This window comes from uncultured Roseobacter sp. (assembly GCF_947493125.1).
Lineage (GTDB): Bacteria > Pseudomonadota > Alphaproteobacteria > Rhodobacterales > Rhodobacteraceae > Roseobacter.
In genome coordinates this window covers 106967-122352 of the sequence record NZ_CANLQB010000007.1, presented here as the reverse complement: position 1 = coordinate 122352, position 15386 = coordinate 106967, and the positions used below count along the sequence as shown (strand labels likewise).

Sequence of the window (15386 nt, the reverse complement as noted above, 5' to 3'; positions counted from 1 at the left end):
CATGCGTCTTTGAGTGATCGCCGTCGTGTAGGAGGGAAGACATGAACGCGCTGCAGGGATCCGACCGCGACAGCTTCCGAGACGCGGAACGGGCCGAACTGCTCGGTGCGGGTCTGGAAACGTTGCAAGAGGTTGCAGTTGCGCGTGATCAGCTGCGCGACGCGATCTCTGGGCTGCAGATCTTGGGTGATGAGGCCACGAAAAAGCGGGCCGACCGTCTGCTGCGCCAGTTGGAAAGCTTTGAGCCGAGCGTCACGTTGATCGGGCAAATCAAGTCCGGCAAGACATCGCTGGTGAACGCATTGATCGGGCAAACGGCATTGCTGCCCGCAGACGTGAACCCCTGGACATCCGTCGTGACATCTCTGCATTTGCATCCCGACGCGCCGGCGTTCAAGGAAACGGCGTCCTTTCAGTTCTTCGATGAGAATGAATGGGATCGTTTGGTTTCCGGCGGTGGGCGCATTGGCGAGCTGGCCAGCCGGGCTGGTGCAGATGATGAACTTGAAAAAATCAAGGCGCAGGCCGCGGAGATGCGAGAGAAGTCACGCAAGCGCCTTGGCCAGAAGTTCGAGCTTTTGCTCGGCCAGCGCCGCGACTACGGGTATGTCGATCAGTATCTGATTGAACGCTACGTCTGCCTCGGTGAAGACCACGACGATGACGAGCCCACTTCGCACGACGAGCAAGGGCGTTTCGCCGATGTGACCAAAGCTGCAGACTTGAGTATTCAACGATCCGGACTGCCGATCCGCTTGTGTTTACGCGATACTCCAGGGGTCAACGATACCTTCATGATGCGGGAGCAGATCACGATACGTGCGCTTCGGGACAGCCGCATTTGTGTTGTAGTTTTGTCTGCGCATCAGGCTCTATCGTCCACCGACCTGGCACTCATCCGCCTGATCACGCACGTGAAATCTCGTGACGTGATTATCTTTGTAAACCGGATCGACGAGCTGTCTGACCCAAAGACACAGGTTCCGCAAATCGAAGCCAGCATTGCCGAGACCCTCGCAAGGCATAAGGGGCCCGAGGAGGCTAAGGTCATATTCGGCAGTGCGTTGTGGGCCGGCCATGTGCTGGATGGAAGGCTGAGCGATTTGCCACCCGCCAGCAAGGACTCGCTCTTGGCCTGGTCTGAAAGCACCGACCTCGAACGTCTCTACGGAGATGTCCCGCTCCGGGATCCGGATAAACAGGCGTGGATCCTGTCTGGCGTGCCCGCATTGCAACGCGCCATCTCGATGCGCATCGCAGAAAGTCTTGCCAAAGCGACGCTGCAACGAATTGCATCCAGCGCGCTCAACCTCACAAGCGCGGTTGAGGCGCGCAACCGGATTTCGGAACGCGAAACCGGGGTGCCCGGTCGGGATAAGCTGGACGGCGCAGAGGCACAGAGGCGATTTGACGAAATCCTCTCGTCCCAGACGCAAAAAATCAGGGATAGTTTCGATGCCATCTTGGCCGAGTTCTCGGATCGGATGGACAGGGTGCAGGCCAGTTTTCTTGAGCGCGCGACCGCATCGCTGATTGTTCATCTGGAGACGCAGGGAGATACAACGCCGTGGACATACGACCCAACCGGGCTTCGGATGTTGCTCGGATCCTCACACAAGGTTCTCGTCAGAAAAAGCAAGGCGACCTTTGAAGCCGCTACACAGGAGGTGGCAGCAGAGCTCAGCCAGCTGTACCGACGGAGTTTTGGTCTTCAGCCAGATGACATGACCATCGCCCAACCTCGGGCCCCGCAGGCCTCCGCCCCGGTTTCCCTCGGTCGGACGATCGCGCTGGATCTCAACGGCAGCTGGTGGAAGAGGTGGTGGTTCCATCGCCGCGGTTACAAGGCGTACGCCGCGAATTTTCACGATCTGATCAAGACTGAAACCGATCCCTTTGTGAGCGAGTTGCGGGATGACCTGGCACAAGAGATCCGCACCACGGCCCTCGAGGCCTTCGACGCTTTCCTTGCCGAACAACGATCAGTGTTCACTTCTTTGAACGAGATGGCGCAAGCCAATCCGGATCGGCTGCAGGCAAAGGTGGCAGAGATGGCGACTGGCGATCATGCGGCGCTGTTGAAGAAAACCATGAATACACTCAGAGAGTACGCCAAATGACAGTTGACCAATCCACCCAGCAACTGCCTGAATTTGCGAAGGCTCTGACTGAACCGCGCCGACCGCGCATTGCGCTGATGGGGGAGTTCAGTGCAGGTAAGAGCACATTGGCCAACCTGATGATCGGGTCGGATCCCTTACCCGTTCAGGTCATCGCCACACAGTTGCCGCCGGTGTGGATCAGCTATGGGACATCTCCGGCAACAATTGTCGATCTCGAGGGCAAGGAGGCTTCCTGTGACGTCGAGACCCTCGAGGGTTTGTCATCGGAGCACACCGCCTTCATCCGTATTCAGTGCGAGGAGGAGATCCTGAAGATGTGCGACGTTATCGACATGCCGGGAATCTCCGATCCCAACATGTCGTCCGAGGTGTGGGAGCGTGTGCTTCCGCTTGCAGACGCCGTGATCTGGTGCAGCCCGGCGACGCAGGCCTGGCGCCAAAGCGAAGCATCCGTTTGGGAGATGGTGCCGGAGCATATTCGCGAACACTCCCTATTGCTGCTGACCCGCGGCGATATGCTGTCTTCCCACAGAGATCGCGCGAAAGTTCTCAAACGGGTTCGGCGTGAGACCGAGAAACTCTTCCGGCATACGCTGATGGTCTCGCTCACACAGGCTCGAGATGCTGGGGATCATCCGCACGTTTGGGCCGAAAGTGGAGCGGAGCCATTCGTAGACGAGTTCCTCAATGTGATTTCGCTGCTGGCAAACCACGTGTCCAGCGATACGGTCGGGAAGCCATTTTCTGCTTTGGCAAATGCATCCAACCCAACAGCAGATCAAGGAGTGGCTGCTGAAGCTGCGCCGAAAGTGGACGTGGATCGGGTCGTGCCGCGCCGACCCGTTGCGAAGTCTGTTCGCGCCCGTCCAACACCGCGTATTGATCCCGCAGAGGAGCCGAGTTTCACACCAAAATTCTCCTGAAATCCGTGCGAAATCATTAACCAGAAGGACATGTTCTGTCGCTATATCCGGCAAAATGGGGCTTAGGGACGTCGGAGTCGGATACCAGGATGGCAGTGCAGGATCGCTTGGACGATTTGCGAACCCGCTTCAAAGGTTGTGACATCGCAGCTTTTGGGGATCTTTCGACGGGCCTCGTCTTCGCGGCCAGCACTTCCAAAAAGGTCGAGCAAGAACATCTTGACGCGCTTTGCCAGCAGGCGAAGGAGCATCTCTGCGGTCAAACCGCCCAACACTTGTCCAAGCAGCTCTTCGACAACCAGCGTGCGCCCTTCGGAGCAATCAGCATCGTGAGGGGATCGGCCATTTGCTATTTGAAGTCGCTTGAAGTCGACAACGAAGCCTTGTTCCTCGTTTGCGATCTTGCGACTCCTCTGGTGGAGATCATGGAGGCGGCAACTGCGGTGCTCACGGATCTCGTCAACGAGGCATGACCAATGTCTGACGGACATAGCGACGACGAGCGGCGCCTCATCACCGTGCTTGAACAGTTGGGCCGTGAGCCTGCGCCGTGCACGGAAGCGGGACGTCTAATCTTTGAAGGAGATGACGGCGGCTTGGCCGCTGTTCTGTCGCAGATTGACCAGACCGTTCTGCCGCGTCGCCTCAGCTTTTGCGACGGTGATGGCAGGTCTCTGATCTGCGATGTTGTCGAGCGACGGATCATGAAAATCGCGGGCGCTGGTAACGTTTTGTCGAAGGAAGAGGCCTTTCGCATAAGTCAGAAGCTCGAGCGCTTTTGCGATGCTGCATCAGTGATCTACCTGCGCAGCGAGATTTTGTCGGATATGCACAGTAGCGGTGATATCGGCCTCTCGACTGCAGACCTGAAGCTTCATCTTGCAGACCGTCGTACAGCCGCGGATGTATCGGCGCTGATCGAGGCCTCGCTGTCTCAAAGTGAGAGCTATGCGCTGGCCATTGTAGATCATCATGCGGATGGTTCGATGCACCAGAACGGGCAGAGCAGACTTTGTGAAATCCTGCGCGAAATGTGCGCCCCATCCGCTGGCGAACCAGAGGCAGATCAGCAAGGCTCGCCTACGCACCAAATCTGGATCGGCTCTCCCGGTGACGGGCATGCTGTTTTGCACGTGTCTTTGATCGGTCGGCATATCTGGATTGTTTTCGAGGTCGAGAATCTTGAGCGGTGCGTGGAGACTTGGGCACATCTTGCTTGAACTGTGCCATCGCTTGCGCCGCCAATAGGCGCTTTAGCCTCGTCACAGCTCTCATATCTCAAATCAACCATTGATGAAATTTCCAACAGAATTGTGGAAATCGCTCAGAAATTGAGCGAACATGAAACTATGTCATCAAATTGGCAGGGTGTGGCTTCCTTTTGATCTGCGCGCTCCGAACGATTGACGAAAATCACGTCTTGGAGATTGCAATGTCATTTTCACGAATTTCCACACTCGCTGTCGTGGCGAGTATGAGCGCGACGGTCGCTTCGGCAGACGATAACTTGACGCCGGTCGTCTTTGGAACCAATTGGCTGGCTCAGGCCGAGCACGGGGGGTTCTATCAGTCAGTGGCGGACGGCACCTACGCGGAATGTGGACTTGATGTGGAGATCATCTCAGGTGGCCCGCAGGTCAACAACCGCGCCCTGATGCTGGCGGGCCGGATTGATTTTCACATGGGCGGCGACATGTTGCAGGCGTTCAACGCGGTCAAGGAAGGGATTCCGGTGGTCTCTGTCGCTGCAATTTTCCAAAAGCACCCCCAGGTCATTCTCGCGCATCCCGGTGAAGCGGAAAGCTGGGAAGAACTGAAAGATCTGACACTGCTCATCGGCGACAACGGATTTACGTCCTACTACCAGTGGATGATTGCCGAGCATGGCTTCACGGTTGAACAGCGCGAACCCTACACCTTCAACCCGGCGCCTTTCATTGCGGACAAGGGCAAAGGCATGCAGGGGTATCTTAGTTCTGAGCCTTATGCGGTTGAAAAGGAGGCAGGGTTTGCTCCCAACGTCTTCCTCATCGCAGATGCCGGCTATTCGTCATACGCGACGACAATTGAGACAATGGCCGATACCATCGCAAACGAGCCTGACAAGGTCACATGCTTTGTCGATGGCTCACTGACGGGGTGGTACAACTATCTCTATGGCGACAGCAGCGCTGCCGATGAGCTGATCATGGCAGCGAACCCGGACATGACCCAGGATAAAATCGACTTCGCGAAGAAGATGATGATCGAACAGGGGATCGTTGACAGCGGGCAGGCGTTGGAGACCGGGATCGGATCCATGACCGATCAGGTGATCGGCGATTTTTATGAAAAGATGGTCGCCGCAGGTGTTCTTGAAGGTGGTCTAGACTGGAAGGCGGCCTACACACTGGACTTCACGAACAAATCGGTGGGTAAGGAAATCAAACCCTGACAGGATTGGGGTGAGCCGGGGACGCCAAGATGCGCCCCGGTCTTTTGTCAGGGGGATATATGACAACACCAGGCCGACCGCGGTCGGAGCTATTGCGGATGGAGCAGGTCGACAAGACATTCAATGGGAATGTTGTTGCGCTCAAAGGCATGTCTTTGCAGGTGAGAGAGGGAGATTTCATTTCCCTTCTGGGGCCTTCCGGCTGTGGCAAATCCACGGCGCTTCGGCTGATTTCGAACCTGCTGCATCCCACGGCTGGCCGGATCACTTGGACCGGTGCGCATGAGACCGGTGACCTAGGCGTGGTTTTTCAAGAGCCTACGCTGATGCCCTGGGCGACAGTGGCGCAGAATGTCTGGCTGCCGTTTCGATTGCGCGGAAAGTCCTACGGTGAGGTGAAAGATCAGGTTCTCGAGGCGCTCAAGCTGGTCGGGCTCGAAAAATTCCAGACCAGTTACCCGCGAGAGCTGTCCGGTGGTATGAAGATGCGGGTCTCCATTGCTCGGGCCATGGTTACGAGGCCGCGATTGATTCTTATGGACGAACCCTTCGCGGCGCTGGATGAAATCACCCGTTTCAAGCTGAATAATGATCTTCTGAAGCTGAAGGAGAAGATAGGCTGTACCGTCATCTTCGTAACCCATTCGGTCTTCGAGTCGGTCTTTCTGTCTGATCGCATTGTCGTCATGGCCGCGCGACCGGGTCGCGTCATCACTGAACTTGAGGTCGACGCCGAGTATCCACGTGAAGAGACCTTCCGCACCTCTGCCGAATACGCAGCCTACGCGCGACAGGCGACGGACGCACTCCATCTCGCTATGGGAGAAGCGGCATGAGCCTCGCAGATCCAACAGATGCCACAATCGCGATTGACGCGGATGAGGCCGCGCGGTTGCGTCGACGACGACTAGAGAAGTTTGGCAAATGGATACTGCCGGCTGCGGTTCTGGTGTTGATGCTCGTGATCTGGGACCGCATTGTCGTCTGGAACGCGATCCCGCACTACATCCTGCCAGGCCCTAGGCTGGTGTTCGAGACACTGATCAAGGATTGGGCGATGCTGTTTGAGGCATTGCTCGTCACAGTGCAGATTACACTGATGGCTCTCGCCGTTGCGGTGATTGGTGGGGTTGGGTTGGCGGTTCTGTTTACACAGTCCCGGCTCGTTGAAATGAGTTTCTACCCCTATGCCGTGATTCTGCAGGTCACCCCGATTGTCGCCATTGCTCCGCTCATCTTCATCTATGTGGACAGCCGGATCGCAGGGCTTTTGCTTTGCGCTTGGCTGGTGGCTTTCTTCCCGGTGCTTAGCAACACGACGCTCGGTTTGAACTCGGCCGATCACAACCTGCGCGATCTCTTCCGCATTTACGGTGCGTCCCGCTGGCAGACGCTTCGCTTCCTGCAGCTTCCGTCGGCCCTGCCGTACTTTCTTGGTGGGCTTCGTATTGCCGGCGGCTTGTCTCTGATCGGGGCTGTGGTCGCAGAATATGTTGCCGGAACCGGCGGGCTTAAGTCCGGTCTTGCGTTTCGCATTCTGGAAGCCGGGTATCGGTTGAATATTCCACGCATGTTTGCGGCCCTTATCCTGATTGCCGCCACTGGAGTCATCATTTTCGCCGGGCTGAGTTTTCTCAGTCATATGCTTTTGCGGAAATGGCATGAAAGTGCCTTGAAGCAGGACCGATAATGGACTTTCTCGATCTTCCGAATGGGCATGTGACCCTGTGCAACCTGACTGTGCCTGCATGTCTGATAGGTGAGGAGGGTGATCTGATCAGGTGTGACATTTCGATGGATCGAGGCCGTATCTCTGACGAGCCCGGTCAGATGGTCGACATGCTGGGCGCGATGCTGTTCCCGGCCTTTGTCGATATGCACACCCATCTGGACAAAGGTCATATCTGGCCACGTGCGGCCAACCCTGATGGAAGCTTCGATGGCGCACTGCGCACCGTCGGCGATGATCGGACGGCGCATTGGACAGCGGAGGATGTCGCTGAGCGCATGGAGTTCAGCCTCCGCTGCGCCTATGCGCACGGAACCCGTGCAGTGCGCACGCATCTCGATAGCATTCCGCCGCAAGACGATGTCTCATGGCCCGTATTCATGGATCTGCGGGCCAATTGGCGAGGCCGTATAGACCTGCAAGCGGCGTGTTTGATTGGATGCGAGGGGGTCGGGTTGGACACGGGTTTTGTCCACACGGCAGATCTTGTCGCTGATGCAGGCGGTGTTCTGGGTATGGTTGCCTATCCCGTCCCGGACATTGAGGCGCGAGTTCGACTATTCCTTGATCTCGCGAAGGAACGCGGTTTGGCAGCGGACTTCCACGTGGATGAGACGCTTGACCCGGCTTCCGAAACACTCCGCGTGATTGCGGAAACGGTGATCGAAACGGGTTTTGATGCACCTGTCACCGTAGGCCATCTCTGCTCTCTATCGACGCAAGACGAGGACCGGGCCGCGAGTACGATGGATTTGGTCGCGCGTGCAGGTCTCCATGTTGTCTCCTTGCCGATGTGCAATCTCTACTTGCAGGACCGGCAGGCCGGTACCCCACGCTTGCGGGGCATCACACTGGTCCATGAACTCAAAGCGCGGGGCATCGCCGTAAGCTTCGCCTCCGACAATACGCGAGACCCTTTCTACGCCTACGGCGATATGGACATGATCGAGGTGATGCGGGAGGCCACGAGGATCGGCCACCTGGATCATTCCGATACCGATTGGATTCGCGCCTTCACATCCAATCCGGCTGCGGCCTGCGGGTTCGATGCGCCTGACCTGACCTCCGGGGCGCCGGCCGATTTTGTGATCTGTCGCGCGCGCACCTGGACGGAGCTCTTCGCGCGCCCGCAATCCGATCGTATCGTCGTGCGGGCGGGTCAACAGATCGACCGCGCCCTACCTGACTACTCCGAACTCGATCACTTGATGAGGATGCCATGATTGTAAATATAGACGCCGCAAAGGCTGCGCTCGCTCACCTGGATCTGGAGGATGCGGGGGCGGGCATCAAAGCGAAGAGTCGAGACTTCTTCTGGTACTCTCCTGTACTAAAGGCGCGTCTTGATGACGTTTCAGCAGACTTTGTGGTTTCCCCTCGTAGCGAGGCAGAGGTGATTGAAGTCCTCAAGGCCTGCTATGCAAACGATGTCCCCGTGACCACCCGCGGTGCGGGCACGGGCAATTACGGCCAAGCCATGCCCTTGGCGGGTGGATGCGTGATGCATTTACGGCATATGACGGCGGTGAAGGATATCCAACCCGGCCGCGTGGTTGTGGAGCCGGGCTGTCTGCTCAAGGATCTCGATGCGGCCTGCAAAGAGCATTCGCGTCAGGAAATCCGCATGTTTTCATCTACCTGGGCGACCGCTACGATTGGAGGGTTCATTGCCGGCGGTTCGGGCGGCGTCGGTTCCTGTACCTGGGGATCTCTTCGGGATCTGGGTAACATCATCCGCCTGCGTGTTGTCACCATGGAATCGGAGCCCCGAGTGCTGGAATTTCAGCGCGAGGAACTTGCCCGGGTCAGCCACGCTTACGGCACTAACGGTATCATCACCGAGGTCGAGATGCCGCTGGCGCCAGCTTACGACTGGGTGGAGATGTTTGTCGCCACGGAAGACTTCATGGAGGCCGCGCGCTTCGCAGAGGAGTTGGCGAATGAAGATGGTATTCTGATCAAGCTTGCTACAGTGTTCGAAGCACCCATCGCCAAAGACTATTTCCAACGGGTGGCTCCGCATGTCGAAAGGGAGACCAGTCTTGTGGCCCTCATGGTCGCGCCGCAGTCCATGGATGGGTTTCGCACTTTCTTGGAGCGCCGCCCCGCCGCGCGCCTGATCTATCGCAGCGACGATCATAGCTGGGAGAGGGGGCCGGGCATGATCTTTGAATATGGCTGGAACCACACCACGCTGCGCGCTCTGAAGGTTGACCCGAGTATCACCTATCTGCAGGTCCGCTATGGCTTCCCCCAGCATCTCGACCTGATCGCGAAAATGCGTGATGCGCTGAGCCCCGAGGTCCTGCAGCATCTGGAGGTCATGAAAGAGAACGGCAAGATCATGTTTGCCGGACTGAGCCTCGTGAAATTTACGACGGAAGAGCGGCTTGATGAGATCATTCAGATGCACGAGGACGCAGGTGCGCTGATCTTCAATCCCCATCGCTACACTCTGGAAGAAGGCGGGCGGCAGACCGTGGATGATCGGCAACTGGCGTTCAAGCGCGAAGCGGATCCGAAGGGCTTGCTCAATCCTGGCAAGATGATCGCCTGGGACGATCCGAACTGGAGCTTTGATCGCATGTACAGCTACCCGAAGATCCGCGCCGCCGAATAGCCATGACCCGCGCGCTGGTCCTCTTTGCCCACCCGTGCACGGAGAGCTTCTCCGCCGCCTTGCATGACCGGGTGGTCGGTCGCCTGCGCGCGCGGGGGTGGGACGTCGACGATTGCGACCTCTACGCAGAGGGCTTCTCGCCGCTTCTCACCGCAGAGGAGCGGCGCGGCTATCACGAGGAGGCGACCAACACCGGTTCGGTGACCCGTTACGTTGACCGCCTGCGCCGCGCCGAGGCGCTGGTGCTTGTTTTTCCTGTTTGGAATTTTGGCTATCCAGCCGTCCTGAAGGGCTTCTTTGATCGCGTGTTCCTGCCAGGGGTGTCCTTTCGATTGGAGCAGGGTAGGGTACGACCGAACCTGCGGCATATTCGAAAACTGGCGGCCGTGACGACCTATGGGGGCACCCGGACGCGTGCGTTTTTGGCCGGAGATCCCCCGAGAAAGAGCGTGACTCGCGCCGTCTGGCATGTGTGCCGTCCGGACAAGATGCGGTATCTGGCGCTTTATGACATGAATCGAGCAACGGACCAGCGCAGGGCGCGCTTCTTGTCCCAAGTGGATGCCGAAATGGAGAGATTCTGAATGCGCGCGCTTGTCGTCTATTGCCACCCGAAGAACACCAGCTTCACTGCTGCAGTGCGTGACGTCGTTCTCGAGCGTCTGAGCGCAGCGGGTGCCGAGATGCGCGTGATCGATCTCTATAAGCGCGGGTTTGCTCCGGTTCTCACCGGAGAGGAACTGGACATTTACGAGGATACGCCAGGCAATCGGGCCTCGGTTGCAGAGGACGTCGACGACATTCTGTGGTGCGATACCCTCATCTTCATTTACCCAACATGGTGGTATGGCTTGCCAGCCATGCTTAAGGGATGGCTGGACCGTGTGCTGTTGCCAGACGTTGCCTTCCTGATGCCAGACGGAGACAACGACAATATCCGTCCCGGTCTGACCCATATCAGTCGTTTGGGCGTCTTCACGACCTGCGGGGCCAGTTGGGGTTTGACGCAGATGATCGGTGCGCCCGGCAAACGCATGATCCTGCGGGGCGTTCGTGCCATCTGTGCGCGGCGCTGCAGGACCGCTTTCGCGGCGCATTATCTTATGGACAGTTCGACGGACGCAAGCCGTCGTGAGCATCTCGATAAGGTCGCACGCAAGATGGACAGGTTCATTGGCGCTGTGCCCGAGAAACGAAGGGAGGCCCGCGCATGATACCCATTCTGGATTGGTCGCAGTTCGAAACCAACCGCCCAGTGTTTCTCGCGGAGTTGAGCCAGGCGGTCCGCGGTTCGGGGTTCTTCTTGTTGCGAAACCACACTGTCTCACCGGCGTTGCGGGCGCGCGTGTTTGATTTCGTCGATGCCTTCTTTTCCTTGCCGGCCCGGGACAAGCGCGCGTTGTCCATTCTCAAGACGCCCCACTTCCGCGGCTGGGCGGCGGAAGGAGACGAGTCGCTTGATGACAACTCGGCGCTGGTGGACCGGAAGGAAAGTTTCAACATCGGTTTCGACTTGCCGCCCGATGATCCGCGTGTGCAGCGGGGAGAGCCTTTCCGAGGGGTCAATGTCTGGCCGCCGATACGGGGCTTTCGTGAAACGATGCTGGAGTACTTCGAAACTGCATTGGCTCTGGGCGTTGATATTCACCGGGCCTTTGCCGCCGATCTCGGATTGGAGCCAGAGCACTTCACCCCCGCATTCAAAGATCCCCTGGCCGCTTTGCGATTGCTGCATTATCCTCCGGCAACGGGCGCCCAGAACGAAATTGGTGCAGGCGCGCATACCGACTACGGCGCGATCACGCTTTTGATGACCGATGGTGAGCCGGGGCTTCAGGTCAAGCCGCGCGGTGGAGGCTGGACCGAGGTCCCGCACCTACCCGACGCCTACGTGGTGAATATCGGAGACTGCCTCATGCGCTGGACGAACGACATTTATGTCTCCACACCGCATCGGGTCCTGCCGCCCAAACGCCAGCGCAGGTCGGTTGCCTTCTTCGTTGAAGCGAATCCCGACACAATCGTTTCGGCTTTGCCGGGGACGGGAACACCAAAGTATCCTCCGGTCAGGGCGGCGGACTATCTGAGATCCCGCCTTGACGCGACCTACGCACCGAAGGAGGCCATATGACCTCATTGGATTGGGCCGACCTTCGCGCGCCCGACTTCGCCCAGGTTGATCCCATGAAAACAATTGCGATCCTGCCGACGGCGGCGATTGAGCAGCACGGGCCGCATCTGCCGGTTGGTACGGATACGCTGATCGGGCAGGGCATGCTGGATGAGTTCCGCAGGCAAGCGCCGAACGGCATGGATCTGCGCATCCTGCCGCTGCAGGCAGTCGGCAAATCCAATGAACATCTCTGGGCTGCTGGGACGCTGACGTTGACAGCGGCAACGGCGCTGTCGGCCTGGACAGAGATCGGGCTTAGCGTTGCGAGAGCAGGGATCCGCAAGATCGTAATTGTGAACTCTCATGGCGGAAATCTCGATCTGATCTCGATCCTGTCCCGTGAACTGCGCGTGCAGGCGGCGATGCTTGCGGTGAAATGCCAATGGGGCGCGTTCGGCGCACCTGCAGGTCTCTACTCTCAGCAGGAAGCGACCTTTGGCATTCACGGCGGCGATGTCGAGACCTCGCTGATGCTGCATTTTCGACCAGACACAGTCGATATCACCGCAGCAAAGGACTTTCGGTCAACCGCTGAGCATGGCGCAATTCAACCTATTGGCCCCGTGTCTTATGGATGGATCGCCAGTGATCTCAACCCCGAGGGGACCGTTGGCGAGGCGCATCTGGCAAGCGCCGAGAAGGGCGCGGCAACGGCGCGTCATCAGGTGGCGGGCTTTGTTGACCTTTTGAGACAGGTTGCCGAGGCAGATTTGCCACCGCTTTGATCTCCTCTCTAACCGACAACGAGGACTTCAGTACCCCAATCAATGCATTTCTGTGTCAAGTGACCGGGCAGGGGTTGATCGGTGACAACTGTGGAAACCGATCCCATCGAAGCGATTCTGGCCGGAGCTGTCCGGCTGAACTTGGAATGATCGGCAACCAGCAGGCATTTGCGCGATTGCGCAATGATGGCTTGGCTGACGCCGACCTCCTGAATGTCGAAATCAAGGATGTCTCCATCTTCATCCATGGCAGAACAGCCAATCACAGCAAAATCAAATTTGAACTGACGGATGGTCTCGACGGTCAGGGTGCCGATAAGTCCGCCATCCGAACGCCGAAAGGCGCCGCCCGTCACGATGATTTGGCAATCCGGGTTGTCGACCAGGATATTGGCGATGTTCATGTTGTTGGTGATCACCATCAGGTCACGATGCTGAAGCAGTTCCCGGGCGACGGCCTCCGTACTTGTGCCGATATTGAGAAAGACGGAGCAGCCTTCTGGGATCTGCTGGGCGCAGGCGCGTGCCATTGCCACTTTCGATCCTTGGTTGAGATTGCGCCTTTCCTCATACTCGATATTGGTTGTGCCAGACGGCAAAATTGCCCCACCATGAACACGTTCGAGTTTGTTCGCTTCTGCCAATTCCGAGAGGTCACGCCGGATCGTTTGCAGAGTCACTCCGAAATGCTCCGCCAAAGCTTCGACGGTCACTTTGCCTTCGCGTTGTGCGATTTTCAGGATATCTGGATGGCGAAAAGTCTGCGACATAGGGGACCTCTTTTGCCTTGACTAGCTGAAAAACAGAATATTTTCCAATATATTCTCGATGCCCTTGAATGAGTGTCAGCAAAAGGCGCAATCATTTGCAGGCCAATCCTCTGGCCAGCCGTGCCGCGGCATTACAGGCGCAATTGGAATGATATGCATCGGATTTGAAGTATCGAGAGGCGAGCAAAAGCGAAAATAAACGAAAAAATTCGCTTGATCATGGGGTGCAGGCGGGATAGCACTGCGGAAAAGAAGCGCACATGACGTTGGGAGGGTTTTGTGTCGTCGCAGAAAGTGCAATCCAAGGCGTATGATCTGTTCATCGTTGGCGGCGGCATCAACGGCTGCGGCATTGCGCGCGATGCGGCGGGCCGTGGGTTGAGTGTTGCGCTGGCAGAGATGAATGACTTGGCCTCTGCCACGTCTTCGGCGTCGACGAAGCTCTTTCATGGCGGTCTGCGCTATCTTGAGTATTTCGAGATTAATCTGGTGCGACATGCCCTTGCAGAGCGCGAGGTGCTTTTGAAAGCCATGCCGCACATCAGCTGGCCCCTGCGGTTCGTGCTGCCCTATCATAGAGATATGCGCTTTGAAGGGGCGACGCCGACATCTCGCATCCTGAATACAATAATGCCTTGGATGAAGGGGCGCCGCCCGGCGTGGCTGATACGCTTCGGACTGCTGCTTTACGACAATCTGGGCGGGCGCAAGATTTTGCCACCTACGAAGACGCTGAATCTGAAGGGCAGTGCCGAGGGCGCGCCGATCGAAGACAGATTTGAGAAGGCTTACGAATACTCCGATTGCTGGATCGAGGATTCCCGGCTGGTGGTGCTGAATGCGCGTGATGCGGAGGCCCGTGGCGCCCATATTATGGTCCGCACAAAGGTGGTCAGCGCCGCGCGTGTGGATGATCTTTGGGAGATCACGGTCGAGGACACGGAGAGTGGCGAGACGCAAGTCATTCACGCGCGGATGCTCGTGAACGCAGGCGGTCCATGGGTCGGCGACATCATTCAGCAGAAGGTGCGTATCAACTCGACCGAGGGCGTTCGGCTGGTACGGGGCAGCCATATCGTCACCCGCAAGCTCTATGACCACGACAAGTGCTATTTCTTCCAGGGCACTGACGGGCGTATCATTTTCGCAATTCCGTACGAGACGGACTTTACCCTGATCGGGACCACGGACGCCGAGCACAGCGATCCGAACAGCAAGCCCAAGTGCACTGTGGAAGAGCGTGACTACCTGCTCAACTTCATCAACCAGTATTTGAAAGATGACATCGGCGCAGAAGATGTCGTATGGAGCTATTCAGGTGTGCGCCCGCTTTATGATGACGGGGCCAGCAGCGCCACGGCGGCGACGCGCGACTACACGCTCAAGGTGGACGATGCTGGCGGCGCGCCAATTCTCAACGTTTTTGGCGGCAAGATCACTACCTATCGCAAGCTGGCTGAGGATGCGATGGACAAGATCGTGCCGTTTTTCCCCGCCGGCACATCCGGTCACTGGACCGCAGGTGTGCCCTTACCCGGCGGCGACTTTGCCGTTGACGGGTTCGAGGTGCTGGTGACGCGGCTAAAAGAGGATTTTGACTTTCTTTCCGATTTCTGGGCGCGGCGGCTGGTCCGCGCGTATGGCACTGAAGCCTGGGACGTGTTGGCGGGTGCGGAAAAAGAGGCGGATCTCGGCCAAGCCTTTGGCGCCACGCTGACAGAGCGCGAAGTGCGCTGGTTGCAGAGAAACGAATATGCCCGTACCGCTGAGGATGTGATCTGGCGACGGAATAAGCTAGGGCTGAGACTGACAAAAGAAGAAGTCGCCACATTGGAGACATTCATGCGGGCCGCTTTGGCGGAGCGCATTGCCAAAGCGGCAGAATAATG

General features: G+C 57.7%; 15 protein-coding genes. 14 read left to right on the top strand and 1 reads right to left on the bottom strand.

Features of this window, described 5'->3' with window-relative positions:
- Positions 1–41: 41 nt before the first annotated feature.
- The 13 genes from Q1A71_RS16030 to Q1A71_RS15970 all read left to right on the top strand — a co-directional run bounded on the left by Q1A71_RS16030 (position 42) and on the right by Q1A71_RS15970 (position 12727).
- On the top strand, positions 42–2120 hold the full coding sequence (locus Q1A71_RS16030) for a dynamin family protein (protein WP_299678443.1): 2079 nt from the start codon (positions 42–44) through the stop codon (positions 2118–2120).
- A complete protein-coding gene (locus tag Q1A71_RS16025; protein WP_299678440.1) occupies positions 2117–3046 on the top strand; it encodes a dynamin family protein in 930 nt (309 codons plus the stop codon). The genes Q1A71_RS16030 and Q1A71_RS16025 overlap by 4 nt, the downstream gene beginning before the upstream one ends.
- A gap of 89 nt (positions 3047–3135) precedes the next feature.
- Complete coding sequence (locus Q1A71_RS16020) at positions 3136–3519, top strand: hypothetical protein (RefSeq protein WP_299678437.1); 384 nt, start codon at positions 3136–3138, stop codon at positions 3517–3519.
- Between the two features lie 231 nt (positions 3520–3750).
- Positions 3751–4266, top strand: a complete 516-nt coding sequence (locus Q1A71_RS16015) for a hypothetical protein (RefSeq protein WP_299678434.1) — start codon at positions 3751–3753, stop codon at positions 4264–4266.
- 212 nt (positions 4267–4478) lie between these two features.
- Positions 4479–5480, top strand: coding sequence for an ABC transporter substrate-binding protein (locus Q1A71_RS16010; RefSeq protein ID WP_299678431.1), 1002 nt, complete (start codon positions 4479–4481; stop codon positions 5478–5480).
- A gap of 59 nt (positions 5481–5539) precedes the next feature.
- Entirely contained in the window at positions 5540–6316 is a 777-nt protein-coding gene (locus Q1A71_RS16005) for an ABC transporter ATP-binding protein (RefSeq protein WP_299678429.1), read from the top strand.
- Entirely contained in the window at positions 6313–7170 is an 858-nt protein-coding gene (locus Q1A71_RS16000; protein ID WP_299678426.1) for an ABC transporter permease, read from the top strand. The genes Q1A71_RS16005 and Q1A71_RS16000 overlap by 4 nt, the downstream gene beginning before the upstream one ends.
- On the top strand, positions 7170–8432 hold the full coding sequence (locus Q1A71_RS15995) for a cytosine deaminase (protein ID WP_299678423.1): 1263 nt from the start codon (positions 7170–7172) through the stop codon (positions 8430–8432). The genes Q1A71_RS16000 and Q1A71_RS15995 overlap by 1 nt, the downstream gene beginning before the upstream one ends.
- Entirely contained in the window at positions 8429–9829 is a 1401-nt protein-coding gene (locus Q1A71_RS15990) for an FAD-binding oxidoreductase (protein ID WP_299678420.1), read from the top strand. The genes Q1A71_RS15995 and Q1A71_RS15990 overlap by 4 nt, the downstream gene beginning before the upstream one ends.
- Before the next feature lie 2 nt (positions 9830–9831).
- The gene (locus Q1A71_RS15985) at positions 9832–10413 is read left to right on the top strand and encodes an NAD(P)H-dependent oxidoreductase (protein ID WP_299678417.1); all 582 of its coding nucleotides are present in this window, start codon (positions 9832–9834) and stop codon (positions 10411–10413) included.
- Positions 10414–11043, top strand: a complete 630-nt coding sequence (locus tag Q1A71_RS15980) for an NAD(P)H-dependent oxidoreductase (RefSeq protein WP_299678413.1) — start codon at positions 10414–10416, stop codon at positions 11041–11043.
- Positions 11040–11960 carry a 2-oxoglutarate and iron-dependent oxygenase domain-containing protein gene (locus Q1A71_RS15975; RefSeq protein ID WP_299678410.1) on the top strand — a complete coding sequence of 307 codons (921 nt, stop codon included), beginning with the start codon at positions 11040–11042 and terminating at the stop codon, positions 11958–11960. Before Q1A71_RS15980 ends, Q1A71_RS15975 begins: the two co-directional genes overlap by 4 nt.
- Positions 11957–12727: a creatininase family protein gene (locus Q1A71_RS15970; protein ID WP_299678407.1), complete on the top strand. Its 771-nt coding sequence runs from the start codon at positions 11957–11959 to the stop codon at positions 12725–12727. Before Q1A71_RS15975 ends, Q1A71_RS15970 begins: the two co-directional genes overlap by 4 nt.
- Positions 12728–12735: 8 nt before the next feature.
- Here the strand turns inward: Q1A71_RS15970 and Q1A71_RS15965 are convergent, their stop codons facing one another.
- Complete coding sequence (locus tag Q1A71_RS15965) at positions 12736–13497, bottom strand: DeoR/GlpR family DNA-binding transcription regulator (RefSeq protein ID WP_299678404.1); 762 nt, start codon at positions 13495–13497, stop codon at positions 12736–12738.
- Between the two features lie 279 nt (positions 13498–13776).
- On the opposite strand from Q1A71_RS15965, the gene glpD reads away from it, so the two are divergent.
- Positions 13777–15384: a glycerol-3-phosphate dehydrogenase gene (gene glpD / locus Q1A71_RS15960; RefSeq protein WP_299678401.1), complete on the top strand. Its 1608-nt coding sequence runs from the start codon at positions 13777–13779 to the stop codon at positions 15382–15384.
- Positions 15385–15386: the final 2 nt, after the last annotated feature.

Excerpts from the sequence above, each read along its gene's own strand:
- Q1A71_RS16030 (WP_299678443.1), top strand. The coding sequence starts at position 42 with ATGAACGCGCTGCAGGGATCCGACCGCGACAGCTTCCGAGACGCGGAA.
- Q1A71_RS15980 (WP_299678413.1), top strand. The coding sequence starts at position 10,414 with ATGCGCGCGCTTGTCGTCTATTGCCACCCGAAGAACACCAGCTTCACT.
- Q1A71_RS15990 (WP_299678420.1), top strand. The coding sequence starts at position 8,429 with ATGATTGTAAATATAGACGCCGCAAAGGCTGCGCTCGCTCACCTGGAT.
- Q1A71_RS16025 (WP_299678440.1), top strand. The coding sequence starts at position 2,117 with ATGACAGTTGACCAATCCACCCAGCAACTGCCTGAATTTGCGAAGGCT.
- Q1A71_RS16015 (WP_299678434.1), top strand. The coding sequence starts at position 3,751 with ATGAAAATCGCGGGCGCTGGTAACGTTTTGTCGAAGGAAGAGGCCTTT.
- Q1A71_RS16000 (WP_299678426.1), top strand. The coding sequence starts at position 6,313 with ATGAGCCTCGCAGATCCAACAGATGCCACAATCGCGATTGACGCGGAT.
- Q1A71_RS16020 (WP_299678437.1), top strand. The coding sequence starts at position 3,136 with ATGGCAGTGCAGGATCGCTTGGACGATTTGCGAACCCGCTTCAAAGGT.
- Q1A71_RS15975 (WP_299678410.1), top strand. The coding sequence starts at position 11,040 with ATGATACCCATTCTGGATTGGTCGCAGTTCGAAACCAACCGCCCAGTG.
- Q1A71_RS16010 (WP_299678431.1), top strand. The coding sequence starts at position 4,479 with ATGTCATTTTCACGAATTTCCACACTCGCTGTCGTGGCGAGTATGAGC.
- Q1A71_RS15995 (WP_299678423.1), top strand. The coding sequence starts at position 7,170 with ATGGACTTTCTCGATCTTCCGAATGGGCATGTGACCCTGTGCAACCTG.
- Q1A71_RS15985 (WP_299678417.1), top strand. The coding sequence starts at position 9,832 with ATGACCCGCGCGCTGGTCCTCTTTGCCCACCCGTGCACGGAGAGCTTC.
- Q1A71_RS15970 (WP_299678407.1), top strand. The coding sequence starts at position 11,957 with ATGACCTCATTGGATTGGGCCGACCTTCGCGCGCCCGACTTCGCCCAG.
- Q1A71_RS16005 (WP_299678429.1), top strand. The coding sequence starts at position 5,540 with ATGACAACACCAGGCCGACCGCGGTCGGAGCTATTGCGGATGGAGCAG.
- Q1A71_RS15965 (WP_299678404.1), bottom strand. The coding sequence starts at position 13,497 with ATGTCGCAGACTTTTCGCCATCCAGATATCCTGAAAATCGCACAACGC.